Source organism: Sulfuricaulis sp. (assembly GCF_049587675.1).
In the GTDB taxonomy this organism is placed as follows: Bacteria; Pseudomonadota; Gammaproteobacteria; order Acidiferrobacterales; family Sulfurifustaceae; genus Sulfuricaulis.
The window spans coordinates 1-23,835 of record NZ_JBAVEJ010000154.1 but is presented as its reverse complement, the minus strand read 5'-3'; the positions used below and the strand labels follow the sequence as shown (position 1 = coordinate 23,835).

The window sequence follows — 23,835 nt, the reverse complement described above, 5'->3', positions numbered from 1 at the left end:
GGTGGTGACCGTCACGCCCGGTAATAACTATGCAGTAGTCGTGGGTACGGCTGGCACGGGCTCGACTGGCAATGGTACTGCCGGTGGCGACTCAACTTTTGCTGCGAGTGTCGTAGTTGCCAAAGGCGGGGCTGGCGGAACGGGCGCGACAAACGGGGTTGCCGGCGCGGGGTCCGCGGCGGGTGGGGTGGGCGATATCGTTTATGCAGGCGGTAGCGGATCGGCAGGCGTGGTAACTGGCAGCTGCCAAAACGGCGGCGCTGGTGGCGGTGGCGCGGGGAGTACGGGGGCGGGTGGCGATGCATCGGGAAACACGGGCGGTGCCGGGACGGCAACCGGGGGAGGCGATGGCGGTGATGGCCGGAACACCAGCGGTAATGGGAATACGGGCAGTGTCGCCGGAGGCGCCGGTGGCGGAGCGTGCGCAGAGAGCAACACCAACCGGAGTGGCGGTGCCGGTGCAAGGGGGATGGTGACCATTACCTATACTCCAGCACCCGTCGTTAGTTCCATCGATCGCGCCAGTACTAACCCGACTGAACCGGGCCTCTCCGTATCCTGGACGGTGATATTCACCGCCAGCATGACCGGAGTGGATGCCACGGATTTCGCGCTGGTTCAGGCCGGCGGGGTGACCGGAGCGAGCATTACCTCGGTCACGGGCAGTGGCACGACCTGGACAGTCACGGCCAACACAGGAAGCGGTACCGGGACATTGGGTCTGAATCTGGTTGACGACGACACGATTGTCGATGCGGGAAGCATTCCTCTCGGTGGTGCTGGTGCCGGCAATGGTAATTTCACTGGAGAGGTCTATACCGTCTCGCCGCCGTTCTGCTCGCCGCCATCCAATATTCCCGCGGGTGTGTCGGTAAGCTGCGTCTGCGACCGGTTCGGGCGCGCCAGCCTCAATCCCTCCACCATTTTCGGCGGCAACTGGACCGTATCCCTGGGCTCTACCGACTCGACCGGCATCCTCCCGTACATTAATGGCACCACCGGTTTACTGCGTCTGACTGAGAGCAGCGCCAATAACGCCAAGGCCGCCACGTTGCCGGGCATCTTCCCCGCCGTCGGCAACTACATCTCGGTGGAATTCAATCATTACGCTTACGATGGCACCGGCGCGGATGGTATCGCGGTCACGCTCTCCGATTATTCCGTGCCCGCCGTGCCGGGCGGCTTCGGCGGTTCGCTGGGCTATGCGCAACGCAGCGATGGCACCCAGCCGCCGGGTTTCAATGGCGGTTGGGTTGGTATTGCGCTCGACGAATATGGCAACTACCAGAATCCCACCGAGGGCCGTGTAGGTGGCCCTGGGTTCAGGGTGCAATCGATCGGGGTGCGCGGTCCGGGAAACGGCGCTAACGGTTATCGCTGGATGGGTGGCACGGGCAGCAGTCCGGGCGGCCTGACCATTGATAATCGTACTTCCACCACGCCGTCACCCGGCTACATGTTTCAGGTGATCGTGGACGCCCGTAATGCAACCAGCGGTACGATCAACGTGGCCGTGAATCGGGATGCGACAACCAAAGACGGCAGTAATTACGTTTCCCTGTTCGGCCCGTTCAATGCTTATACGGAGGCGAATTACGCCCTGACTCAAGGCTGGACTACTCAGATCGTGCCGGACTACTGGAAGATTTCCTTCACCGGCTCCACCGGCGGCTCGGACAACATTCATGAAATCGGCGGCCTGCGCGTCTGCGCCCAGACGGTGCTGCCGTCCACCGGCGGAACCGCGAGCGGATTTTCCGCCATCGACGAGGCCTATCCGGGGACGCCCACCGTGCCCGCTTACCAGAATTTCCAGACCGGCGACATCTACATGAAGCTGACCGGGGTGCCGTTCCGGCTCTGGGTGGCGGCGTTGACCGGCACCGGAATTTCCACCGGCTATTCCGCCACCAGTACCAAGTATGTATCGGTGAAGATAGTCGACAACAGCGACAATGCCTGCGGCTCCGATGCCGCCCGCACCTGTAACGCCGCCTGCACCAACAAGGCCGCGGTGGAAGCCGGCGCCACCCAGATAGCCACGTTTGCTTCTGGCGGTACCACGGGAGTGGCTTCACCATTACCGACATTCACGCTCAACTCCGCGTGGAAAAATTTGATTTCCGTCATGAAGGAGTGCACGACTTCAGCCTGCAGCGCCTTTACCGCTACCGCACCGGCATGCTCGGCGGACTCGTTTTCGGTGCGGCCGACCGGCCTTACGGTCACGTCTTCCAACGCCACCAATGCCGGTACGGGTGGCACGCCCATTTTCAAGGCCGGCAGCGACACGTTTAACCTGACCGCGACCATCGCCGGCATCGCCAGCAATCCCAGCCGTTATACCGGCCTCCTCAAGATAAACAGTTCCGAGCTTCAAGCGCTGCACTCGCCCTCGGTGCTGGGAATAGCGACGGGCACTTTCCCCGCCGCCGTGTCGGGTACGCCGACCGCGACGGCCACGGGTAACAACTTTACGTACGACGAAGTGGGCGGGTTTATTTTCCGGGGATATAACCCGGCGAGCAACGCCACGGCACGAAGAGGAATCTATGATGGTGTCGTCGTCGCAACCGAGTGCGCGACCTTAACGCTGGCGCAGTGCGACCTCTTGCGGCTTGCCACCTGGACGGGTATCGACAGCGTTAGCACCAAGGGCAACTGTGTCGCGAGCAATTATTCGAACACCAAGGACGCCAGCGGCAAGTACGGCTGCCTGTTCGGCCTCACCGCCGACAGCGCGGGCATCGGCCGTTTCACCCCGGCCTACTTCGATGTCACCAGGATCCATGCCTGTCTCGGAGCCACGCCCTTCACCTATTCCGGCCAGCCCTTCTCGCAAGTGACGGTCAGCGCGAAAGCGGGTGCGGGAACGCCGACGAAGAACTACAACGGGACCACCGGTCTGGCCAAGCTTGTCACGCTTTCCGATGGCAACGGTTTCGCCGGAGGAGCTTTCGGAAACGGGTCTTTTCCCGCCGCCAATTTTACCGCCGTCAACGGTGACCAGACAAAGACGGACGTAAGCTTCTTGTTCTCCGCGAAGGAAACTCCGTTGGTGACGCTTGCCCTGCGCGCGACCGACACGGATAACGTCAGCTCCGCCGGCCACACCGAGGAAGCCGCCGAGATCCGTAGCGGCCGGATCAACATCATGAATGCCTACGGCTCGGAACTCGCCGATTTGCCGGTGCCGATGCGGGTCGAGTATTACTCCGCCGACGGGTGGGTCGCGAACACCAATGATGCCTGTTCCTCGACCACGCTTAGCGCATTGTCCAACTTTCAGAATAATTTGAATACAGGCGAGACTTGCGCGCAGGACACGGGCAACCCGGGAGTCAGCAGCCAGGGATGTGCTATCGCAGGACCGATATTAGAACGTTTCACCTCAATTCCGTCTTCCGGAAGTTATAACCTCTATATGAAGGCTCCGGGAATTGCTAACGATGGCAGCGTGGACGTGGGTACGGATTTGAGTGCCAAAACCTGGCTGCGTTATGACTGGGACGATAACGGCTCGCTCGATAACCCCTCTGGCCGGGCCACCTTCGGCCTTTACCGCGGCAGTCCACGACATATCTACCAGCGGGAGCGGTACTGATCGCCGCTACCCTGAGGACGTCCGGGGCGCAGAGCTGGCTCCGGAAAAATGCCCTGTTTTCGTAGGTTTTCACGCCAATTAATCACTGGAAACTACATTGACAACAGTAGGTTAGTGAACGATTCTTAACTCAAACCTCGGAAAATCAAGCAATATCGTTGATGTCTGTGGGGTTGGCCAAATTCTTGCATAGTTAAAGGGATTCATTCGGGATAAGGAGAATTCCCCTGTTACCATTTCTGAAAAAAAGGATGCTCCCCGGTCTGACCGGCGTGGGGCTGCGGCCGGATGGAGTCTGTGTGGTGCGCGTCGAGCGTACGACTGGGCGTCCGCCGTCCGTCACGCTGCTTGATTTCCGTCCCTGGGGCGACGAGGGGCAGGAGAAGGTGCTCGCGCGCGTGGCGGCCGACCACGAACTCACGCGCTCGCGCTGCACCACCATTCTCGACCCGAATGAATATACGCTGCTCCTGACCGAAGCGCTGGATGTGCCGCCCGATGAACTGCGCGCCGCGATCCGCTGGCGCATCAAGGACCTGATCGATTTCCACATCAACGACGCGACGCTGGATGTCTTCGACCTGCCGGGCGAGAAAGCCACGGGCCGGGCACGTTCGATGTATGCTGTGGCCGCGCGCAGTGCTGCCATCCAAAGGCGCGTCGACATGATGACTACCGCCGGCATCAATCTGGATGTCATCGATATTCCGGAGATGGCGCAGCGCAACCTGGCTTCGCTGCTGCCGGAAGACGCGAAAGGCATCGTTCTCCTGTCATTTACAGCGCACGGCGGACTGATCACCATCACCAAACAGTCGGAAATCTATCTGAGCCGCAGCATCGACATCGGGATCGAGATGCTGACGCAGTCGCAGGACACCGCCGGACTCTTTGATCGCATTGCACTCGAAGTGCAGCGCTCGCTCGATTATTACGACAGCCACTTCCGCCAGGCCCCGATCAACACGTTGGCGTTGGCACCGATGCCGGTCGAGGTTCCTGGACTGGTGGATTACCTCAAGGCCAATCTCAATGTAAATGTGCTGACGATGGATTTGACGCAGCTCATGGAATGCGATGCCCAACTGCCGCCCGCGCTGCAGTCGGTTTGTCTCAGCGCGCTGGGTGCGGCATTGCGGCAGGAGGAAAAGGCGCTGTGAGCCAGCAGATCAATCTTTACCAGCCAATCTTCCGCAGGGAAGAGAAGAAATTCTCCACCTTTGCCATGCTTCAGGCGATCGGCATCGTCTCCATAGGCATCGTGCTGATGTATGCCTATTCGTGGTGGCAGATCGGAGCACTGAGAAGTGAATTACAGCGGGCGGAGCAAAGCCATGTCGCGGCGACCAAACGCCTGGCCGATGCGACCGGGAGGTTCGGTAAAGCAGCAGCAGTTTTATCGCTCGACACGGAGATCACGCGCCTGGAGCTTGAACTCGTCGCCAAACGGCGCATCCAGGAGATATTGCAGCGCGGTGCCTTCAGCAACACGCACGGGTTTTCGGATTATTTTGTTTCTTTTGCGCGTCAGAGCGTCCCCGGCGTGTGGTTGACCGGCTTCGATATCAGCGGAGCGGCGGATCAGATGATGCTTGCCGGACGTAGCACCAATCCGGAACTGGTGCCGCGCTATTTGCAAAAACTCTCCACGGAGAAGACGCTTTCCGGGATCGTATTCAACGTGTTCCAGATGAACCGGCCGGCGGCGGATGCGAAAGACGCGAACTCTAATTACATCGAATTCCAGGCTAAAACTGCCGTGAACCCCGGATAGCCATGCAACTCGACGACCTGAAAACTCAATTCAAGGGGTTTGCTGACCGCATAGACGCGATGTCATTGCGTGAGCGCGCCCTGATTTTCATCACTATCCTGGTGGCGCTGTACTTCGTGGCAATAAACCTGCTTTTCGGGTCGATTAACGCGGAAAAGGATCAGTTGCAAAAGCGGGTCGATCAGTTGCGTAACGAGACCCAAATGATGGATGCGCAGGTACAGAGCATGCTCGCGAGCGGGGCACACGATCCCGATGCTGCCAAACGCCAAAAAATCGCCGCGCTTCAGCAGGACATTCGTCAGATGGACTCGTCATTCGCTCAGGTGACGACGGGTCTCGTGCCGCCCAAGGAAATGACCCGGCTAGTCGAGCAGATGTTGCTGAAGAATCGCGGTCTGCAGGTGATCAAGATGGAAAGCCTTCCGGCTGCTTCATTGCTCGAAAGCAGCGGCGAGGCGAAGACTTCCGGCACAATGGTTTATAAGCACGGGCTGCGTATCGAACTGAAGGGCGGTTACCTGGATATTCTGCGTTATCTCAAGTCCCTCGAAGGGATGCCTTGGAAAGTCTTCTGGGGTCAGGTGACGCTCAAGACTGATAAATATCCCGATTCCGATCTCAGCCTGCTGATCTATACCTTGAGTACCCATGAGGGCTGGATAGGGTTATGAGACCTGCACCTGGCACGAATCTTGATACAAGTACCGATAGCAGGAAAGACGGTATTGGCCTGGTCGTCTGCCGGGCACTGGTGATGGTGATCGGAGTGCTAGGGATTGTAGCGGCGAGCCGGGCGGATGACGGCTTGGCCGGACTCGCAGACCCCACGCGGCCATCGTATGTCAGCGCAACTACCGGGGGCGGGAAGCTACAGCCGACGGGTCCGTTGCTCCAGTCGACCTTCATCTCGACGAGCCAGCGCCGCGCCGTGATCGGCGGGAAGTCCTATAGGGTGGGTGACAAATTTGACGGTGCTGTGATTACGGAAATCCAACCGTATGAAGTGGTGTTGAAGAAGGCAGGTCGTGAAACGCACCTGCGTTTGTTGCCGAAACTGGCGAAAGAAACGTACGTGGTCAAGGTACCGGCGAATAGCCAAGAAGGCGGGCAAAAATGAAAAGGACAGGTAATATCGAATTGATGATCCGGCGCTCGCTGGTCGCGGCGCTGGCCATGCTGCTAGTGGGGTGCCAGAGCATATCTCCCGGCTGGAGCGATTCCGTGAGATCCAGCGTGGACGACAGCCTGTCGCAGGCGCGCACCGGCAAGGAAGGCAAGGCGGTTCCTACGGACGTGAGCAAGGCCTTGTTGCCACCGATTGAAATCACACTTCCCCAAGGCGGTTCCGTCCCGCTCGAGCCGCGTTTCGATCTCACCGTAAACAACGCGCCGGCGCGCCAGGTATTCATGGGGCTGGTTGAAGGCACGCCGTACAGCATGATCCTGCCTCAGGACTTGCATGGCACGATCTCGTTGAACCTGAAGGAAGTCACGGTGCCCGAGGCGCTTGGCGCCATCCGCGACGTCTATGGCTATCAGTTCCGCCGCGAAGGCAACCGCTTTTTCATTCTCGGGAACGAGATGCAGACGCGGTTATTCCCGGTGAACTACCTTAATCTTTCGCGCAAGGGGCTTTCCGACACGCGGGTGGCGGCGACCGGCTTGAGTCCGACCGGAAGCTCGTCAGGCACGTCGGGTTCATCGTCAACGACTCCGTCTACGGCTACGTCGCTCAGCGGCGTTAAGATCGAGACCCAGTCGCTGACGGATTTCTGGAAAGATTTGACCGCTGCGCTGGTGGCGATCATCGGTGCCGATGGCGGCAGAAAGGTGATCGTGAATCCGCAGGCCGGCATCGTGCTTGTGCGCGCCATGCCGGATGAGTTGCGATTGGTGGGAGATTACCTGGGTGTGACCCAGACGAGCATGAACCGCCAGGTCATACTCGAGGCGAAAATTCTCGAAGTCCAGCTCAAGGATGGTTTCCGGAGCGGCATCAACTGGGCGGGGATTGCCGAGTCCGCAGGCCGGAACTATACCGTGGGTCAGACGGGCGGCGGCAAATCGCTTACCACCACCAACCCTAGCGAGATTGCCCCCAGCGACATTGCCGGCAATACCGGGAACCTCAATCCCACGTCGGGCATATACAGCGCGATCGATGGCACCGCTGCCTCGGCCTTCGGCGGGGTATTCACGCTGGCGGTCAAATCCAGCAATTTTGCGGCGTTTTTCGAGTTGATCAAGGCGCAGGGCGATTTGAACGTGCTCTCCAGCCCGCGCGTCTCGACAATGAACAACCAGAAGGCGGTGATCAAGGTCGGTACCGACGAGTACTTTGTGACCAGTCAGGACACAACCGCGGCCTCGACTATATCTACCCAGCCTACCGTGACGACGCAACTCGCACCGTTTTTCTCCGGTATTGCACTCGACGTGACCCCGCAGATCGACGATGCCGGCAATATTAACCTGCATATCCATCCATCCGTGACTGATGTTACCGAGAAGAAGATCTTGGTTGGCACGCTCATCCCTCTCTCGACGGCGTCCAGCAGCGTGCAGGAGTCGGATAATATCGTGCGCGCCATCAGCGGCCAGATCATCGTCATCGGTGGCCTGATGAAAGAGGCGACCGCCGACGATAACACCTCCGTGCCCCTCCTTGGCGACATCCCGGTAGTGGGCAATCTGTTCAAGAGCAAGAAAGTCGTCCGAATCAAGAGGGAACTGGTTATATTGCTCAAGCCGACGGTGATCAATCAGGGTCAGGACTGGAGCGACGCGGTCGGCGAATCGCAAGAGCGCATCAAGAAAATTCGCATCGGCTCCTGAGGTACGATATCCAAGCCGGTATCAGGGGAAGTGCGGCAGGGACGCCGCGAGGAGTGGTGCAGGGACGCACCCTGTAACGCAGCTGAGGACACCAATGTACGGAACGCATTTCGGGTTGCAGGAACTGCCGTTTACCATCACACCGGACACGAGCTTTTTCTTTGCCCACTCCTCGCATCAGGAAGCGTTGAACACGCTGCTGGTTGCGGCGCGCAGCGGCGAGGGCTTCATGAAGGTGATCGGCGAGGTCGGCACGGGCAAGACGCTGTTGTGCCGCAAGTTCATGAGCACGCTCGAACACCATGAGTTCGTCACCGCTTACATTCCCAATCCCTATTTGCAGCCTATGACCTTGCTATTCGCCTGCGCGGATGAGCTGGGCATTAAATACCCGCAGCACGTCAACCAGCATCAGCTGCTCAAGCTGCTCAACCGCTATCTCATCGACACCTATGCCGAAGGCAAGCGCGTGCTGCTGTGTCTGGACGAAGCACAGGCCATTCCGCTCGAGACACTGGAGAGCTTGCGGCTGCTGAGCAATCTGGAAACGGAGCGACGCAAGCTGCTGCAGGTGGTGCTCTTCGGTCAACCGGAACTCGATGTACGCCTCGACAATCCCTCGATCCGTCAGCTCAAGCAGCGCGTGAGCTTTTCCTGCCAGCTCTCGCCGCTCAGTCTCAGCGAAGTCGAATTCTACATATCACACCGGCTGGCGGTGGCGGGTTATCGCGGGCCGCGGCTGTTTCCGCACAAGGTCGTCAAGCAGATCTACCGCGCCAGCAACGGCATACCGCGGCTGGTCAATATCCTCGCCCACAAATCGCTCATGGCGGCTTTCGGTGAGGGCGCGCGCGTGGCCGCCGAGCGGCACGTACGCATGGCGGTGGCCGATACCGAATCCACCCAAGGCGTGCGGACGGTGAAGGCGAAAATACTCAAATACCTGACGGCGTTGGTGCCGGCGGCGGTTATTGGCCTCATTTCTCTCTTCAATCTCGCGTTTCACGGCGTGACACTGATCGCAGGCGGTAGCGTGTGAGCCTGATCAACAAGATGCTCCAGGACCTGGAGTCGCGCAAGAATGCCCAGGCCGACACGGTGAGCAAAAAATCTGTTTACGAGGATCTCCAGCCGGTCAACGCTTCGGGCTTCCGTGCGCCACCGAACAAGCGGTTGAGCATTATTTTGCTGGCGCTCGCGGTTGCCGGCGGCGGCGCCTACGCCTGGATGCAATGGGGCGAGAAGCTGCTTTCGCATCAACCGGCGGTCGTCAAAACGCGTCCTGTCGCGGCGCACAAGGCGCCGCCCAAACCGGCAGCGGCTCCGGCACCGGCGCCGGTCGCAACGGTTGCTGCCATACCTGCTCCGGCGGTACCGGTGGCGGAAAAACTCAAGGATATGCCGGCGACAAACGCACAGGCTGTGAACACAGTCCCGCCTCCCCAAGCAGAACCGGAGACGAACACGGTTCCCGTGCCACCGCCCGCCGAACCGAAAAACACTTCCGCTCCCGCGCCTACGGCCGAGCCTGCCACGGAGGGCGGTTATTGGACGGTGGCGAAAGGTGAAACGCTTTACAGCATTTCCGCCAAGACGGGCATCGATCTCCTGGACCTGTCTAAATGGAATCACCTTGGACGCAATCACGTAATCTATTCGGGGCAGCGCTTGCGCCTGACGCCGCCGGATTCAATGGCAGCGAAGCTCGCTATGCCGGATCACAATAATGAAAGGAATATAGAAACTAAAAAAGCAAACAGAACCGTGGCGTCTGTGAAAAAACCGGCCGCGCTGGACAGTGCGCCGAAAGCTGCTCCAGCATTGTCACCGGGCACAGAGGAGGGTTCCGCGGATAGCGGTGTCATGAATAAAAAGCTCAAGCCGCTCAGTCCGGATGAGCAGGCCGAAAGCGAATACCGTCAGGCGGTGAACCTGTTGCAAAAAGGGCGCGCGGCCGATGCCGAGAAGCGTCTCCAGGCCGCGCTCAATCTCAGCGCGGTACACACGCCGTCGCGTGAGTTGCTCGCCGGTCTGGCGTTGCAGAATGGACGCTGGCAAGAGGCGCAGCAGATTCTGGAACAGGGTATCGAGAAGGTGCCAGCATATTATCCCTTCGCGCTGCTGCTGGCGCGAATCCAGATCGAACATGGAACGGACCAGAAGGCGCTTGCCGTCATGGAAGCCAGCCGTCGGGCCGGCGCAGGCAGCGCCGATTACATGGCGTTCCTCGGAGAACTCTATCGGCGCGCCGGCGATCATGCCGAGGCGATCAAGGCTTATACCGAGGCGATCAAGCTCAATCCGCGGGAAGGCCGGTCATGGATCGGCATGGGCATCTCGCTCGAGGCCGCGCGGGACTGGAAAAACGCCAGTGACGCTTACCAGCGCGCCGTTGAAACCGGCACGCTGGACGACAACTTGTTGAAATACGCCAACCAGCGGCTGGCCATCGTCAAGAATAAATAATTCGAACCGCCAAGTACGTCAAGGGATACGTATTTTAAAAATATTTTCTGGCGTTGGGTAAATTTTTTTCAGGCACGCGCCACGACCCACACCCTCACCTCCACGGCTCCGCTCCGGAGCAGGCTCTCGGCAAGCGCGTTAGCCGTGTGTCCGCTGGTCATCACGTCATCCACGATGGCAACACGCCGGCCCGCGAACGCGCCGCCTGTCATGAACGCGCCGCGGACATTCTTGCGCCGTTGTTCGCGGGGTAACTCCGTCTGCGGTATTGTCGGTCGGATGCGTTGTGCGTCTTTCCAGTTGATCGGCAGCTCCAGGGATTGCGCCACGAATCGGGCGATCTCGAGCGACTGGTTGTAACCGCGTTCACGCAGGCGCGATGAATGCAGCGGCACCGGTACGACCACGTCGGGAAGCGGATCGATGAGGGCCTGCAAATGGTTCGCCAGATATCCACCCAGCAAGCGCGAGAGTTCGAGGCGATCGTGGTATTTCAGATCCTGGATCAGTTTGTCCACCGGCGTGGCATATCGAAATGCCGCGCGTGCGGAGGTGTAAGCCGGCGGGTGTGTCTGACATGCGCCGCACGATACTCCCTCGATTTCCATGGCAGTGCCGTGCGCGGCGCAGCGCGGGCACGCCGATTCCGTGCGCGGTAACGAGCGTTCACACGCCGGGCAAAGATCTTTCCCCGCCGGCGCGCGGGCCGCGCATAGCAGGCAGTTACCTGACCAAAGACCGCGATGTATATTCCCTAGACTAATGTCAACCATATTTGAGATTTATTGTTGACTGGTGACGGCGACCGATTAAACTGCTGGTATTTATACCGCAAGACGAGCGAGCGCTGCGAGCAGGGCTACATTTTTGACATATCCGCGCCCGCGCCTGAATCACATGCCTGCCTGCACCGTTCCACGACAACCACCGCGCGAATTTTCATGAAAACACTGGAACAGGAACTGGCGCTACGTCGCGCCGGACATCTCTATCGCGAGCGTCTGGTGCTGGATTCGCCGCAGGGAGCTGAGGTGCGCGTCGGCGATGAGACGTTGCTGTCGTTCTGCAGCAACGACTACCTGGGGCTGGCGAATCATCCGGCAGTAGTCGCCGCCTTTCGCGCCGGTGCCGAACGCTATGGTGTCGGCGCCGGCGCGTCGCATCTCGTCAGCGGCCACAGCCGCGCCCATCATGCTCTCGAGGAAGAACTGGCGGATTTCGTCGGTGCCGAGCGCGCACTGCTGTTTTCAACCGGCTACATGGCGAATCTCGGCGTGGTGAGCACGCTCACCGATCGCCACGACCATATTTTCGAGGACCGCCTCAACCACGCCTCGCTGATCGACGCCGCGCGCCTGACCCGCGCGAAGGTCAGCCGTTATCCCCATGCCGACACGGAATGGCTGGCGGAGATGCTGGCCAGGGACCAGCGGTCCGGGCTCATCACAACCGACGCCGTCTTCAGCATGGACGGCGACATTACGCCTTTGGTCGATCTCACTCGCCTGGCTACGCAACACGGTCTGCGACTGCTCGCAGATGACGCGCATGGCATCGGGGTCCTGGGAAAAAACGGCCGGGGATCGTTCGAGCATCTGGGGGTACCCTTGGCACCACCGGCGATACTCATGGGCACACTCGGCAAGGCCCTGGGTGTCTTCGGAGCCTTCGTGGCGGGGGAGGCGGCATTGATCGAGACCCTGATACAACGGGCGCGTACTTATATATATACCACGGCGCTGCCGGCGGCGGCGGCCGAGGCCGTGCACGCCAGCCTCGGCATCGTCCGGGAGGAAAGCTGGCGGCGCGAACAGCTGCAAGCACTCGTGGCGCAATTTCGTGCCGGCGCGCAGCAACTCGGGTTTGTTCTGACTTCATCGCCCACGCCCATTCAACCGCTCATGCTCGGGGAGGCTCGGGCGGCCGTCGAGACGAGCCGTCGTTTGCGGGAGCGCGGCATACTGGTTACTGCCATCCGGCCGCCCACGGTGCCGGAAGGCTCGGCACGCCTGCGCATCACGTTTTCCGCTTCGCACACGGCAAAACAGGTGGACCAACTTCTGGAAGCGCTGGCCGAGGCGATATCCGGATGACACTTTATTATGAGCAGCACGGCCAGGGACCCGATGTGGTCCTGGTCCATGGTTGGGCGCAACACGGTGGCATATGGACGGACGTGGCCCGCGCGCTTTCGGCCGACTTTCGCGTGACGGTTCCCGATCTTCCCGGCCACGGGCGCTCGCGCGATTTTCTGCCGCGCGAATTCACCGCCGATATTCTGTCCGAAGAAGTGCGGCGCGTCCTTTCCGGTCCGGCGATCTGGATCGGCTGGTCGCTGGGGGGCTTCGTGGCGCTCGCCGCCGCGCAACGCGACCCGCAGGCGGTGGCGAAACTGGTGTTGGTCGGCGCCACGCCGAAGTACGTCCAGTCGGCCGACTGGCCGCACGCCATGCCGCTCGCAGTGCTGGAGCAATTCGCGCTCAATCTCGAGCAGGACTATGCCGCCACCCTCGATCGCTTCCTGAGCCTGCAAATGGCCGCCGGTGAAGATCGAGGCGTACTGCGCCGGCTACGCGATGAAATGTTCCGTCACGGTGAACCCCCTGCGGCGGCGCTGCACGAGGGGCTGCGGCTGCTCAGGGAGGAGGATCGTCGCGCCGCCCTTCCCGGAATCGCGGTGCCCACGCTGGTGGTGCATGGCGAGCGCGACCGCATCGTGCCGGTCGGCGCGGCGCGGTTTCTGGCCACGCAACTGCCCAACGCGCAGCTGGAACTGGTGCCCGACGCCGGGCACGCGCCGTTTCTGTCGCACTCGCTCTATTTCCTGGAGAAGCTGAAGGATTTCATGCATGGCTGAAGGCTTGATGCTCGACAAGCAGCGCATGCGCGAGTCCTTCGAGCATGCCACGGACACCTATGATGCGGTCGCGGTGCTGCAACGTGAAATCGCCGATCGCCTGCTCGCGCGGCTGGAGGTGGTTCGGCTCAAGCCGAAGGTCATACTCGACATCGGTTGCGGCACAGGCTATGACGCCAGAAAACTGATGAAACGCTATCCCCGCGCGCGCGTGCTGGGTCTGGACATCGTCGAGACGATGACGCACCGGGCGCGCCGCAATGCCGGCTGGTGGCGCCGGCTGACCGGACGCGGCGGCTTTACCTGCGGGGATGCCGAACGCCTGCCGCTGGCCACGGCGTCCGTCGACATGATCGTCTCCAACCTCGCGCTGCAATGGTGCGATCCGCGCACGGTGTTTGCCGAGGCCCGGCGTGTGTTGCGCCCCGGGGGGCTGCTCATGTTCACTACTTTCGGTCCGGATACGTTGCGCGAGTTGCGCGACGCATGGCGCGCGGCGGACGATGCGCCGCATGTGCATGCCTTCATCGACATGCACGACATCGGCGACATGCTGATATACGCCGGTTTCGCCGATCCGGTCATGGACATGGAGTCGTTCACACTGACCTATGCCAGCGTGTTGGACGTGATGCGTGACATCAAGCAACTCGGCGCTCATAACGTGGCGCTGAACCGGACACGCGGACTTACCGGCAAGGCGAGGTTTGCGCGTTTCCGCGCGGCCTACGAATCTCTGGCGCGGGATGGGAAAATTCCGGCGACCTATGAAGCGGTGTATGGCCATGCTTGGGTACCGGAGACCGGGGCGGTTCATGCGCGCGATGGCATCGCCGTGGTTCCCGTTGGCCGCGTCGGACGGAGAGTATGATGAGCGGCGGCTGGTTCATTACCGGAACGGACACCGGCGTGGGCAAGACCCGGGTGGCCTGCCTGCTGCTAGAGGCGCTGGCGCGCGAAGGAAAACGCGCCATCGGCATGAAGCCCGTTGCCAGCGGCTGTCGGGAAACGGCCGCGGGTCTGCGCAGCGAGGACGCCGAACGGCTGCAGGCGGCGAGCGGTGTCGCGGTGGATTACGCGGAGGTTAATCCTTATGCGTTTGCCCCGGGGACGGCGCCGCACCTCGCCGCGCATGAAAGCGGGAAGGAAATCCGGAACGAAAAAATTCTCGAGAGTTTTCAGCGCCTGCGACAAAAAGCACCGTGGATGGTTGTCGAAGGTATTGGCGGCTGGATGGTGCCGCTGGCCGAACACCTGACGATGGCGGATGTCGCGCGCGCCATGCGCCTGCCGGTGATTCTCGTTGTCGGCCTGCGTCTGGGTTGCCTCAATCACGCCTTGCTGACGGCAACGGCGATCCAGCACGATGGCGTGCCGCTTGCCGGGTGGGTTGCGAATCAGATCGATCCGGCTATGACGCACGTGGACGAGAATATCGCCGCCCTGAATGAAAGAATCCCAGCGCCGCTACTGGCGAGTTTCCACTATTGGTCGTCCGGCGATTACGGTGCACTGGCGCCGGTTTTTCCACGCGAAACGATAATGCATCTCACTTCTCTGAAGTAGGGCTACCTTTTTATAGCTGAGTGAAGCGGCCGTGGATCTTGGCGGTATCGCTCAAATCGCCTGAAAAACACCTGTTTTATGCCTGATTCACGTATTGCGGCGATTTGACGCATGTGATAATTTGCGCGCGCCCAAAATGGCTTGATCTAGATCAATATTCTGGATCAGCGGTGAAATCCGGATTGTTACGGCAGGCGTAAGTGAGGATGGACCTGCGATGCGCCTGAAAAGACACCGGCGAAGGCCTGAGTTTTCTCATAATACGGTAAGACGAGCGAGCGACGCGAGCAGGGCTGCTGATCCGCCCGAACCGTTCACTTTCCCGACGAGGAAAGGTGATGTAGTTCGCGGGAATGACTTAATCAGAGCTTCCTTAAGTAATACGACTGCATAAAGTCTAGCGCTGCACGGTCGATCGACCGGGAAATGAATAGCGCGGACACAGTCCGATTGCGGAATATATTGATATTTACGATACGGGAGAAAGGCATGTCCAGAAAACTTATAAGAGAATTCCCAGGCATCGTGTCCCGCCTGATCCTGGGCGTGGGTCTGTGGTTGGCGGCGCCGGCGGTTTTCGCCGAGTACGCGCTCAATTTCCAGAGACCCGTCACCCCTGTCGCTCACAAGATTCTCGAACTGCACAATATGATCCTGCTGATCTGCGTGATCATATTCGTGATCGTCTTCGGCGTGATGTTTTACTCCATCTTCGCGCACCGCAAGAGCCGCGGTTACAAGCCCGCCAAGTTTCACGACAATGCCACCCTTGAAGTCGTCTGGACCGTCATCCCGTTTCTGATCCTGGTGAGCATGGCCATCCCGTCTACCGCGACGCTGCTCGAAATGAGCGACACCAGCAAGTCCGACCTGACCATCAAGATCACCGGTTATCAATGGAAGTGGAAGTACGACTATCCCGATCAGGACGTGGGTTACTTCAGCACGCTCGCGACGCCGCGTGACCAGATCGACAACAAGGCCGCCAAAGGCGAGCACTACCTGCTGGAAGTAGACAACCCGATCGTGGTGCCGGTGGGCAAGAAGGTGCGCTTTCTCGTCACCGCCAACGACGTCATCCACTCCTGGTGGGTGCCGCAACTGGGCGTGAAGAAGGATGCCATACCCGGTTTCATCAACGAATTCTGGGTCCGCGCCGATGAGGCCGGTACCTTCCGTGGACAATGCGCGGAACTGTGCGGCAAGGACCACGGCTTCATGCCCATCGTCGTCAACGCCGTGAGCCCGGAAGATTTCACCAAGTGGGTCGCCATGCAGAAGGACAAGGCCGCGGCGGAATCCGCCGGCGGCGCCAAGACCTGGAGCAAGGATGAGCTGCTGGAGAAGGGCAAGAAAGCTTACGCCGCCACTTGCGCCGCCTGCCATGGCCCTGAAGGCAAGGGGATTCCGGGCGTGTTCCCGGCACTGGAAGGCAGCAAAGTGGCCACCGGTCCCGTCGATGAACATATCAAGACCGTGCTGCACGGCCGCGCCACCGGAAAATTCAGCGCACAGATGCCGGCTTTTGCGGCGCAGCTGAGCGATACGGATGTAGCGGCGATCATCACCTTCGAACGCAACGCACTCGGCAACAAGACCGGCGACGTCGTGCAGCCGTCTCAGGTCAAAGCCCTGCGCAAGTAACGAATCGGATTCCGACAGGAGATACAAAATGTCAGCTGATCATCACGCAGAACATCCCACCGGCATTTCCCGCTGGCTGTTCACCACGAACCACAAGGACATCGGCACCCTGTACCTGGTGTTCGCCTTCATCATGGCCATCATCGGCGGCGCCATGTCGCTGGTGATCCGTTCCGAACTGTGGCAGCCGGGCCTGCAGCTGGTACAGCCGCTCTTTTTCAATCAGATGACCACCGTGCACGCGCTGGTCATGATCTTCGGTTTCGCCATGCCGGCGTTCGTGGGCCTGGCTAACTGGATGATCCCCATGATGATCGGCGCTCCGGACATGGCGCTGCCGCGCATGAACAACTGGTCGTTCTGGATACTCCCGTTCGCGGCAACCCTGATGATCCTCGGCCTGTTCATGCCCGGCGGCGGCCCGGCCGGTGGCTGGACGCTGTATCCTCCGCTCTCCGTGCAGGGCGGTATCGGCACCGATTTCACGCTGCTGTCGATCCATTTGCTCGGCATGTCGTCGATTCTCGGCTCGATCAACATCATCGCCACGATTCTCAACATGCGCGCGCCGGGCATGACGCTCATGAAGATGCCGATGTTCGCGTGGACCTGGCTGATCACCGCGTTCCTGCTGATCGCGGCCATGCCGGTGTTGGCCGGGGCGGTTACCATGCTCATCACTGACCGTCACTTCGGCACGCACTTCTTCGACGCCGCCGGCGGCGGCGACCCGGTGCTGTGGCAGCACGTGTTCTGGTTCTTCGGCCATCCGGAGGTTTACATCCTGGTGCTGCCGGCGTTCGGCGTGTTCTCGCAGATCATCCCGACGTTCGCGCGCAAGCCGCTGTTCGGCTATGCCTCCATGGTCTATGCCACGGCCTCGATCGCGCTACTGTCGTTCATCGTTTGGGCGCATCACATGTACACGGTCGGCATGCCGATGGCCGGCGAACTGTTCTTTATGTACGCCACCATGCTGATCGCAGTGCCGACCGGCGTGAAGATCTTTAACTGGGTGTCCACGATGTGGCGCGGCTCGATGACTTTCGAGACCCCGATGCTGTGGTCCATCGGCGGCGTGTTCACGTTCGCCCTCGGCGGATTCTCCGGCCTGATGCTGGCGATCACGCCGGCCGACTTTCAGTATCAGGATACCTATTTCGTCGTGGCCCACTTCCACTACGTGATCTTCGGCGCCACGATCTACGGCCTGTTCGCCGCGATCTATTTCTGGCTGCCGAAGTGGACCGGGCACATGTACAACGAAACCCTCGGCAAGTGGCACTTCTGGCTCACCACAATTGGTTTTAACCTGACGTTCTTCCCGCAGCACTTCCTCGGGCTCGCCGGCATGCCGCGGCGTATCCCCGATTACGCGCTGCAGTTCGCGGAGTTCAATAAGTGGTCCACGGTCGGCGCGTTCTTCACGATCACGGCGCAGCTCATCTTCTTCTATATCGCGATCCGGGCCATGAAGGGCGGAGCCAAGGCGACCGACAAGGTATGGGAAGGCGCGGACGGCCTGGAGTGGACGCTGTCCTCGCCGCCGCCGTACCACAGCTTCGCCGTGGCACCCAAGATCAAGTAAGCCAGATCCGGACCACGCACAATGGCCGACGCCAAGCATGATGGAAAGCCGCAACCGCGCAATCTCCGCGCGGCCAATCGCCGGCTGGCGCTGAAGCTTGGCGGGGTGACGCTAGCGATGTTCGCATTCGGCTATGCGCTGTCGCCGATGTACGACGTGATGTGCCGGGCCCTGGGGATCAACGGCAAGACCGGCCGTACCGATGTGCAGACCGTGGCCGCGGAGCCGGTCGACATGAGCCGCACGGTCACCGTGGAGTTCACCGGTCTCGCTACCTCGGGCCTGCCCTGGGAATTCAAGCCGCTGACGAAAAAACTGGATCTGCATCCAGGCGAGACCCGCGAAGTGAAATATCTGGTGCGCAACCTGGCCCAGGAGGAAATCACGGGCCAGGCGATCCCCAGCGTCACGCCCGGCGAATCGGCGCCGCACTTCAAGAAGATCGAGTGCTTCTGCTTCACCCGCCAGACCCTGAAGCCGGGCGAGACACGCGAGATGCCGGTGCGGTTCGTCGTCGACGCCGGGCTGGACAAGGATGTGCAGACCATCACCTTGTCGTATTCGTTCTTCAACATCGACAAGGCGTCGGCGGAGAAATACGGCGGGACTTCCCTGGCGCAGGCCGGTGAGCACCACGATCACGTCCATCCGGCGCCCGGCGGCTGAGCGCGACAAACTATTATTTATAAATTGATAAAGAGGATATAAGCATGTCCACTGCCAATTCCAACTACTACCTGCCCAATCCGAGCGCGTGGCCGATCATTACCTCGGTCGGTCTGTTCGCGCTGGCGGTCGGATTCATTCTCCTGATGAATGGCATCGGGGCGGGTCCCTGGGTCATGCTGGTCGGTACCGCCCTGATCGTGTACATGATGTTTCGCTGGTTCGGCCAGGTGATCGGCGAGAGCGAAAGCGGCACCTATAACGAGCAGGTGGATCGCTCCTTCCGTTGGGGCATGGCCTGGTTCATTTTCTCCGAGGTCATGTTCTTCGCCGCCTTTTTCGGCGCGCTGTTCTATGTGCGCCAGTTCGCGGTGCAGTGGCTCGGCGCCGACGATCTGCTCTGGCCCGGTTTTGACGCCACCTGGCCGACCGCGGGCCCGAAAGGACCGGTGCCGGTCCCTCATGACACCGTCCCGGGTTTGAACCAGTTTTCGCCAATGGGCGCCTGGGGCATTCCCGCCATCAATACCCTGATCCTGCTGACCTCGGGCGCCACCGTTACCTGGGCGCACTGGGGTTTGCTCAAGAACAATCGCGCGCAGCTCATCACCGGTCTGTTTCTGACCGTGGCGCTGGGCGTCACCTTCCTGGCGCTGCAAGCATTTGAATATATCCATGCCTACACGGAACTGGGCCTGACGCTCAAGACCGGCGTGTACGGCGCCACCTTCTTCATGCTCACCGGCTTTCACGGCTTCCACGTGACCATGGGCACTATCATGCTGATCGTGATTCTGGCCCGCTCGATCGCCGGTCATTTTCGCCCGGATCATCACTTCGGCTTCGAAGCCGTTGCCTGGTATTGGCACTTCGTGGACGTGGTCTGGCTCGGCCTGTTCATTTTCGTTTACTGGTTCTGATAGCGAATTCCGGACGGTAGAATAAAAAAAGGCGCTGCCGGATGGCAGCGCCTTTTTGCTTTTGACCGTAACCCGGCGTTATCGAAACAGGCCCAGTCCCTGGCGCGGAATGAGGCCGAAATAGAAACTGGCCATCAGCAGCACGAACAGCGTGATCGACAGACCGATGCGCCAGGTCAGCGCCCGGGCGGTGCGATTTCCGCGCCCCTTGTCCTTGTACATAAAAACCAGGGCGGAGAACAGGCTGGCCAGAATGAGCACCAGCATGACGATGACCACGATCTTGATGAACATGCAGGATTCCAGGGAAATGACGAAGCGACATTATACTAGATGAATTCATGAAATTCCCCGACGATTTCCTTGCGCCATGAGACTCCCGCCGCAATTCCGGCCCGCACTGGTCCCGAGCCTGACCGTGGCGGTGCTGTTGCCGCTGTTTCTGTACCTGGGCTACTGGCAGTTGCAGCGCGCGGAGGAGAAACGCGAGTTGCAGTCGGAATACGACGCGCGCGCCACCGGCCCGACGGTCAAGGTCGAGACGCGCGTGCAGCGCCCCGAGGAGTTGCAGTTCTACCGCGTCATCGCCAGGGGTTATTACGAAACCGGCTATCAGGTACTCGTCGACAATCGCGTGCATCAGGGTCAGGCCGGTTATGAGGTGATCACGCCGCTGCGACTGCCGGACAGCGACGTACGCTTGCTGGTCAATCGCGGCTGGGTTCCGCTGGGCGAGGATCGCAGCCATCCGCCGGCGATCGATCCGCCCGGAGGCTTGCAGGAAATCATCGGCGTGGCCACCGTGCCGTCGGAAAAGAATTTCATGCTCGCCAAGCCCGAAGCGCTCGACCGCGGCTGGGAGCTGGTGTGGCAGAACATGGACATGGCGCGTTACCGCGCGGCCGTGCCGTTTCCAGTGCAGCCGGTGGTCGTGTTGCTGGACCCCGAAAGCCCCGCCGGCGGTTTTACCCGCGAGTGGCCCCGACTCAATGCCGGTATCGCGGTGCACAAGGGCTATGCCTTCCAGTGGTTCATGATGGCGGTGGGACTGGTTGTCATTTATTTTTTCATGAGTCTGCGCCGTGACGGCGCGGATCAGCAGGAGGAAGACAAGTCATGACCCCACCCGTCAATCCATCGCGTTCGCGCCGCAAACTGTTATTGATCGCCGCGCTGTTTGCGCTGCCCATGCTCGTCGCCTACGCGCTCTATTACAGCGGCTGGCGTCCGGAAGCCGTGCACCCGCATGGTGAACTGGTGCAGCCGGCGCGTCCCGTCGCGGACGCCGCGCTGGTGCTGCTCGACGGCAAGCCGATGCGCTTCAGCGAACTGCGCGGCAAGTGGACGCTGGTGACGTTCAGCGCCGCGGAATGCCTCAGCCCCTGCGAACGCAATCTCGTGAAGGTGCGCCAGGTCATCGCGGCGCAGGGGAAAGAGGCCGAACGCATTCAAAGCATGTTAATCGTGAAGGACGCCGGGACACGCGACTGGCTGAATTATGCCATCAAGGATTATCCCGGCATGCGCATCGTCACCGGCCCGGCGGATGCAGTTACCGCGCTGGCGCGCGAGTTCACGCTGCCCGCGGGAAGCCCGCTCGACAACCTGAACCGGATTTACCTGGTGGACCCGCTCGGCAATTTCATGATGAGCTATCCGGCCGACGCCGACCCGACCGGCATGCGCAAGGACCTGGCAAGGCTGCTGCGGATATCGCAGATCGGCTGAGGACGGTCCACGCCCGGCAATTTTAGCGATTAACCCCTTGATTCAGGACGAAAACCGACTTGACCTTATACATACCATGTTCGGCAACGATTGCGTAGAATACCGCGCCCAATGGAACCACTAAGCAAAACACATTCGTCCATCGAAGTCGCGGCCCCGCGCCGGCTCGCGAGCCTCGCCCGGGAATACTACGAGCTCACCAAGCCGCGCGTGGTGTCGCTCATTATCTTCACCGCCGTGGTCGGCATGTTCCTGTCCACGCCGGGAGCGTTGCCGCTGTCGGGCTTGCTGCTCGGCACGCTCGGCATCGCGCTCGCCGCCGGTTCGGCGGCCGCGATCAACCAGATTCTCGACCAGCATTTCGACAGAGGCATGCTGCGCACCAGCCGCCGCCCGCTGCCCACGGGCACGCTCACGACGCCCGAGGCGTTGCTGTTCGCGCTCATCATCGGCGTGGTGTCGATGGTGATCCTGGTGTTGTGGGTCAACATGCTTACCGCGGTGCTCACGTTCCTCTCGCTCATCGGCTACTCGATCATCTACACCGTCTACCTCAAGCACGCCACGCCACAGAACATCGTCATCGGCGGCGCCGCCGGTGCCGCGCCGCCGGTACTCGGCTGGACCGCGATCACCGGTCATGTCGCGCCGGACGCGTTGCTGCTGTTCCTGATCATCTTCCTGTGGACGCCGCCGCATTTCTGGTCGCTCGCGCTGTACCGCGAAAAGGAATACGCCAAGGTCGGCATCCCGATGCTGCCGGTCACCCACGGGCGCGCGTTCACCCAGCTCCAGATCCTGCTGTACACCGTGCTGCTGGTGGCGGTGACGATCATGCCGTTCGCCACGCACATGAGCGGCTGGCTGTATTTCCTCGGCGCGGCGATCCTGAATGCGGGATTCCTGTATTACGCCGTGCGGCTGTACCGGAACTACAGCGACGAGCTGGCGCGCAAGACCTTCCGTTACTCGATCAATTACCTCGCGCTGCTGTTCGCGCTGCTGCTGATCGATCACTACCGCGTCTATATTCACGAGGCGCTGCAATCCGCGCTGTATTGATGTTGCCGCCACACCTTTTCTCCCGGGTATTTTTTCTGCTGTTGGCGTTGTTCGTCGCTGCGTGTACGCCACCCGCGCCAACGTTCAAGGCCACGGACATCAGCGGCGTGGATTGGGGCAGCGGCGATTTTGAACTGACCGCGCACACCGGCAAGCCAGCGAAGGCGGCGGATTTCAAGGGCAAGGTCGTGATCATGTTCTTCGGCTTCACCCACTGTCCTGATATCTGCCCGCCGACGATGGCGAAACTCGCCGTGCTCATGCAGCGGCTCGGCGACGATGCCAAGCGCGTGCAGGTATTGTTCATCACCGTTGACCCGGAAAACGACACGGTCAAGCAGCTTGCGGGTTTTGTCCCGCAGTTCAATCCCACTTTCATCGGCCTCACCGGCAGCGACAAGGAAATCGCTGCTGTGGCCAGCGAATATAAAGTTGCCTATGGCAAGAATCCCAAGAACTCCACGCTCGTCGATCATTCCACCGGGATTCTGGTCAAGGATGCCAAGGGGAAATTACGGTTGCTGGTGAAGAATGATGTTCCGGTGGAGGATTTGGAGCATGATGTGAGGGTGTTGTTGAAAGAGAAGAATTAAATCCCGTCGTTGTCATTCCCGCGAATGCCGCCAAACCTATGGTTGTCATCCCCGCGAAGGCGGGGATCCAGGCCTTGAATGACCAAAAGCCGCCGAAAGGCGGCTTTTGACTTTGAAAAGCTACTTGTGGGTGGCTGACCCACGGCAGGTCGCTTTTCTTTGCTTGCCCAAAGAAAAGCGACCAAAAGAAAGGGCGCCCCGGAGCCGCCGACTGCTTCCTGCGCTTCTCGCCGGAATCGGCGCTCGCCTAACTCGCCGGGCGCCAGATACGCGCCACGGGCTCAAACACGAGGCTCGCTGTTCCCGATTCCGGCTGCGATGCTCGGCGGCGGCTACGGGGGCCTGAAAACCTCTCTCGCATGGCATCCCGGTGCCTGAAAGGTGCTCAGCTTGCCCCGACAGGGTTTTTAAAACCCCCTTGGTCAAGCCGAGCCCCGCGTGCCGCCGAAGGGCAGGCCCGAAGGGACGAGCGAGGGATCGCGAGCGTGCGCATCCGCGACAGGGATGTCGCGTATGCGCACCCGCTGAG

Annotated in this window: 22 protein-coding genes; 20 read left to right on the top strand and 2 right to left on the bottom strand. The window is 60.6% G+C overall.

Annotated elements, in window-relative coordinates; genetic code table 11:
- Positions 1-469: 469 nt before the first annotated feature.
- From WB402_RS07955 to WB402_RS07920, 8 genes are all read left to right on the top strand, one after another.
- Complete coding sequence (locus WB402_RS07955; RefSeq protein WP_424206665.1) at positions 470-3,604, top strand: DUF6701 domain-containing protein; 3,135 nt, start codon at positions 470-472, stop codon at positions 3,602-3,604.
- A gap of 251 nt (positions 3,605-3,855) precedes the next feature.
- Positions 3,856-4,764, top strand: coding sequence for a pilus assembly protein PilM (gene pilM, locus WB402_RS07950; RefSeq protein WP_424206663.1), 909 nt, complete (start codon positions 3,856-3,858; stop codon positions 4,762-4,764).
- Complete coding sequence (locus WB402_RS07945) at positions 4,761-5,378, top strand: PilN domain-containing protein (protein WP_424206661.1); 618 nt, start codon at positions 4,761-4,763, stop codon at positions 5,376-5,378. The genes pilM and WB402_RS07945 overlap by 4 nt, the downstream gene beginning before the upstream one ends.
- A gap of 2 nt (positions 5,379-5,380) precedes the next feature.
- Positions 5,381-6,052: a hypothetical protein gene (locus WB402_RS07940; RefSeq protein WP_424206660.1), complete on the top strand. Its 672-nt coding sequence runs from the start codon at positions 5,381-5,383 to the stop codon at positions 6,050-6,052.
- The gene (locus tag WB402_RS07935) at positions 6,049-6,498 is read left to right on the top strand and encodes a hypothetical protein (RefSeq protein ID WP_424206658.1); all 450 of its coding nucleotides are present in this window, start codon (positions 6,049-6,051) and stop codon (positions 6,496-6,498) included. Before WB402_RS07940 ends, WB402_RS07935 begins: the two co-directional genes overlap by 4 nt.
- On the top strand, positions 6,495-8,216 hold the full coding sequence (mshL, locus tag WB402_RS07930; protein WP_424206656.1) for a pilus (MSHA type) biogenesis protein MshL: 1,722 nt from the start codon (positions 6,495-6,497) through the stop codon (positions 8,214-8,216). Before WB402_RS07935 ends, mshL begins: the two co-directional genes overlap by 4 nt.
- Before the next feature lie 94 nt (positions 8,217-8,310).
- Positions 8,311-9,255 carry an ExeA family protein gene (locus tag WB402_RS07925; RefSeq protein WP_424206654.1) on the top strand — a complete coding sequence of 315 codons (945 nt, stop codon included), beginning with the start codon at positions 8,311-8,313 and terminating at the stop codon, positions 9,253-9,255.
- On the top strand, positions 9,252-10,682 hold the full coding sequence (locus WB402_RS07920; protein ID WP_424206652.1) for a tetratricopeptide repeat protein: 1,431 nt from the start codon (positions 9,252-9,254) through the stop codon (positions 10,680-10,682). The genes WB402_RS07925 and WB402_RS07920 overlap by 4 nt, the downstream gene beginning before the upstream one ends.
- A gap of 68 nt (positions 10,683-10,750) precedes the next feature.
- Here WB402_RS07920 and WB402_RS07915 read toward each other — a convergent pair whose 3' ends face one another.
- Complete coding sequence (locus WB402_RS07915) at positions 10,751-11,455, bottom strand: ComF family protein (RefSeq protein WP_424206650.1); 705 nt, start codon at positions 11,453-11,455, stop codon at positions 10,751-10,753.
- Positions 11,456-11,623: 168 nt separating this feature from the next.
- On the opposite strand from WB402_RS07915, the gene bioF reads away from it, so the two are divergent.
- The 8 genes from bioF (at position 11,624) to WB402_RS07875 (ending at position 19,923) form a co-directional block, all read left to right on the top strand.
- Positions 11,624-12,775 (top strand): 8-amino-7-oxononanoate synthase, encoded by a 1,152-nt coding sequence (gene bioF, locus WB402_RS07910; RefSeq protein ID WP_424206648.1) that lies wholly within the window; start codon positions 11,624-11,626, stop codon positions 12,773-12,775.
- Positions 12,772-13,539 carry a pimeloyl-ACP methyl ester esterase BioH gene (gene bioH, locus WB402_RS07905; RefSeq protein ID WP_424206646.1) on the top strand — a complete coding sequence of 256 codons (768 nt, stop codon included), beginning with the start codon at positions 12,772-12,774 and terminating at the stop codon, positions 13,537-13,539. The genes bioF and bioH overlap by 4 nt, the downstream gene beginning before the upstream one ends.
- The gene (gene bioC, locus WB402_RS07900; protein WP_424206644.1) at positions 13,532-14,410 is read left to right on the top strand and encodes a malonyl-ACP O-methyltransferase BioC; all 879 of its coding nucleotides are present in this window, start codon (positions 13,532-13,534) and stop codon (positions 14,408-14,410) included. The genes bioH and bioC overlap by 8 nt, the downstream gene beginning before the upstream one ends.
- The gene (gene bioD / locus WB402_RS07895; protein WP_424206642.1) at positions 14,410-15,105 is read left to right on the top strand and encodes a dethiobiotin synthase; all 696 of its coding nucleotides are present in this window, start codon (positions 14,410-14,412) and stop codon (positions 15,103-15,105) included. Before bioC ends, bioD begins: the two co-directional genes overlap by 1 nt.
- 489 nt (positions 15,106-15,594) lie before the next feature.
- Positions 15,595-16,749, top strand: coding sequence for a cytochrome c oxidase subunit II (coxB, locus tag WB402_RS07890; RefSeq protein ID WP_424206640.1), 1,155 nt, complete (start codon positions 15,595-15,597; stop codon positions 16,747-16,749).
- 28 nt (positions 16,750-16,777) lie between these two features.
- A complete protein-coding gene (ctaD, locus tag WB402_RS07885; RefSeq protein WP_424206638.1) occupies positions 16,778-18,337 on the top strand; it encodes a cytochrome c oxidase subunit I in 1,560 nt (519 codons plus the stop codon).
- Between the two features lie 21 nt (positions 18,338-18,358).
- Positions 18,359-19,003, top strand: a complete 645-nt coding sequence (locus WB402_RS07880; RefSeq protein WP_424206636.1) for a cytochrome c oxidase assembly protein — start codon at positions 18,359-18,361, stop codon at positions 19,001-19,003.
- Between the two features lie 44 nt (positions 19,004-19,047).
- Positions 19,048-19,923, top strand: coding sequence for a cytochrome c oxidase subunit 3 (locus WB402_RS07875; protein ID WP_424206634.1), 876 nt, complete (start codon positions 19,048-19,050; stop codon positions 19,921-19,923).
- A gap of 78 nt (positions 19,924-20,001) precedes the next feature.
- Here WB402_RS07875 and WB402_RS07870 read toward each other — a convergent pair whose 3' ends face one another.
- Positions 20,002-20,217, bottom strand: a complete 216-nt coding sequence (locus WB402_RS07870; protein WP_424206632.1) for a twin transmembrane helix small protein — start codon at positions 20,215-20,217, stop codon at positions 20,002-20,004.
- 76 nt (positions 20,218-20,293) lie between these two features.
- Between WB402_RS07870 and WB402_RS07865 the strand changes: the two genes are divergently transcribed.
- From WB402_RS07865 to WB402_RS07850, 4 genes are all read left to right on the top strand, one after another.
- Entirely contained in the window at positions 20,294-21,043 is a 750-nt protein-coding gene (locus tag WB402_RS07865; protein WP_424206630.1) for an SURF1 family protein, read from the top strand.
- Positions 21,040-21,651 carry an SCO family protein gene (locus tag WB402_RS07860; protein WP_424206628.1) on the top strand — a complete coding sequence of 204 codons (612 nt, stop codon included), beginning with the start codon at positions 21,040-21,042 and terminating at the stop codon, positions 21,649-21,651. Before WB402_RS07865 ends, WB402_RS07860 begins: the two co-directional genes overlap by 4 nt.
- A 111-nt stretch (positions 21,652-21,762) precedes the next feature.
- A complete protein-coding gene (gene cyoE / locus WB402_RS07855) occupies positions 21,763-22,713 on the top strand; it encodes a heme o synthase (RefSeq protein WP_424206626.1) in 951 nt (316 codons plus the stop codon).
- Complete coding sequence (locus tag WB402_RS07850) at positions 22,713-23,306, top strand: SCO family protein (protein WP_424206624.1); 594 nt, start codon at positions 22,713-22,715, stop codon at positions 23,304-23,306. Before cyoE ends, WB402_RS07850 begins: the two co-directional genes overlap by 1 nt.
- The last annotated feature ends 529 nt before the right edge of the window (positions 23,307-23,835 follow it).

Coding starts and splice junctions, on each gene's coding strand:
- WB402_RS07955 (WP_424206665.1), top strand. CDS start 470: ATGGTGACCATTACCTATACTCCAGCACCCGTCGTTAGTTCCATCGAT.
- pilM (WP_424206663.1), top strand. CDS start 3,856: ATGCTCCCCGGTCTGACCGGCGTGGGGCTGCGGCCGGATGGAGTCTGT.
- WB402_RS07940 (WP_424206660.1), top strand. CDS start 5,381: ATGCAACTCGACGACCTGAAAACTCAATTCAAGGGGTTTGCTGACCGC.
- WB402_RS07935 (WP_424206658.1), top strand. CDS start 6,049: ATGAGACCTGCACCTGGCACGAATCTTGATACAAGTACCGATAGCAGG.
- mshL (WP_424206656.1), top strand. CDS start 6,495: ATGAAAAGGACAGGTAATATCGAATTGATGATCCGGCGCTCGCTGGTC.
- WB402_RS07925 (WP_424206654.1), top strand. CDS start 8,311: ATGTACGGAACGCATTTCGGGTTGCAGGAACTGCCGTTTACCATCACA.
- WB402_RS07915 (WP_424206650.1), bottom strand. CDS start 11,455: ATGGTTGACATTAGTCTAGGGAATATACATCGCGGTCTTTGGTCAGGT.
- bioF (WP_424206648.1), top strand. CDS start 11,624: ATGAAAACACTGGAACAGGAACTGGCGCTACGTCGCGCCGGACATCTC.
- bioH (WP_424206646.1), top strand. CDS start 12,772: ATGACACTTTATTATGAGCAGCACGGCCAGGGACCCGATGTGGTCCTG.
- bioC (WP_424206644.1), top strand. CDS start 13,532: ATGGCTGAAGGCTTGATGCTCGACAAGCAGCGCATGCGCGAGTCCTTC.
- bioD (WP_424206642.1), top strand. CDS start 14,410: ATGAGCGGCGGCTGGTTCATTACCGGAACGGACACCGGCGTGGGCAAG.
- coxB (WP_424206640.1), top strand. CDS start 15,595: ATGTCCAGAAAACTTATAAGAGAATTCCCAGGCATCGTGTCCCGCCTG.
- ctaD (WP_424206638.1), top strand. CDS start 16,778: ATGTCAGCTGATCATCACGCAGAACATCCCACCGGCATTTCCCGCTGG.
- WB402_RS07880 (WP_424206636.1), top strand. CDS start 18,359: ATGGCCGACGCCAAGCATGATGGAAAGCCGCAACCGCGCAATCTCCGC.
- WB402_RS07875 (WP_424206634.1), top strand. CDS start 19,048: ATGTCCACTGCCAATTCCAACTACTACCTGCCCAATCCGAGCGCGTGG.
- WB402_RS07870 (WP_424206632.1), bottom strand. CDS start 20,217: ATGTTCATCAAGATCGTGGTCATCGTCATGCTGGTGCTCATTCTGGCC.
- WB402_RS07865 (WP_424206630.1), top strand. CDS start 20,294: ATGAGACTCCCGCCGCAATTCCGGCCCGCACTGGTCCCGAGCCTGACC.
- WB402_RS07860 (WP_424206628.1), top strand. CDS start 21,040: ATGACCCCACCCGTCAATCCATCGCGTTCGCGCCGCAAACTGTTATTG.
- cyoE (WP_424206626.1), top strand. CDS start 21,763: ATGGAACCACTAAGCAAAACACATTCGTCCATCGAAGTCGCGGCCCCG.
- WB402_RS07850 (WP_424206624.1), top strand. CDS start 22,713: ATGTTGCCGCCACACCTTTTCTCCCGGGTATTTTTTCTGCTGTTGGCG.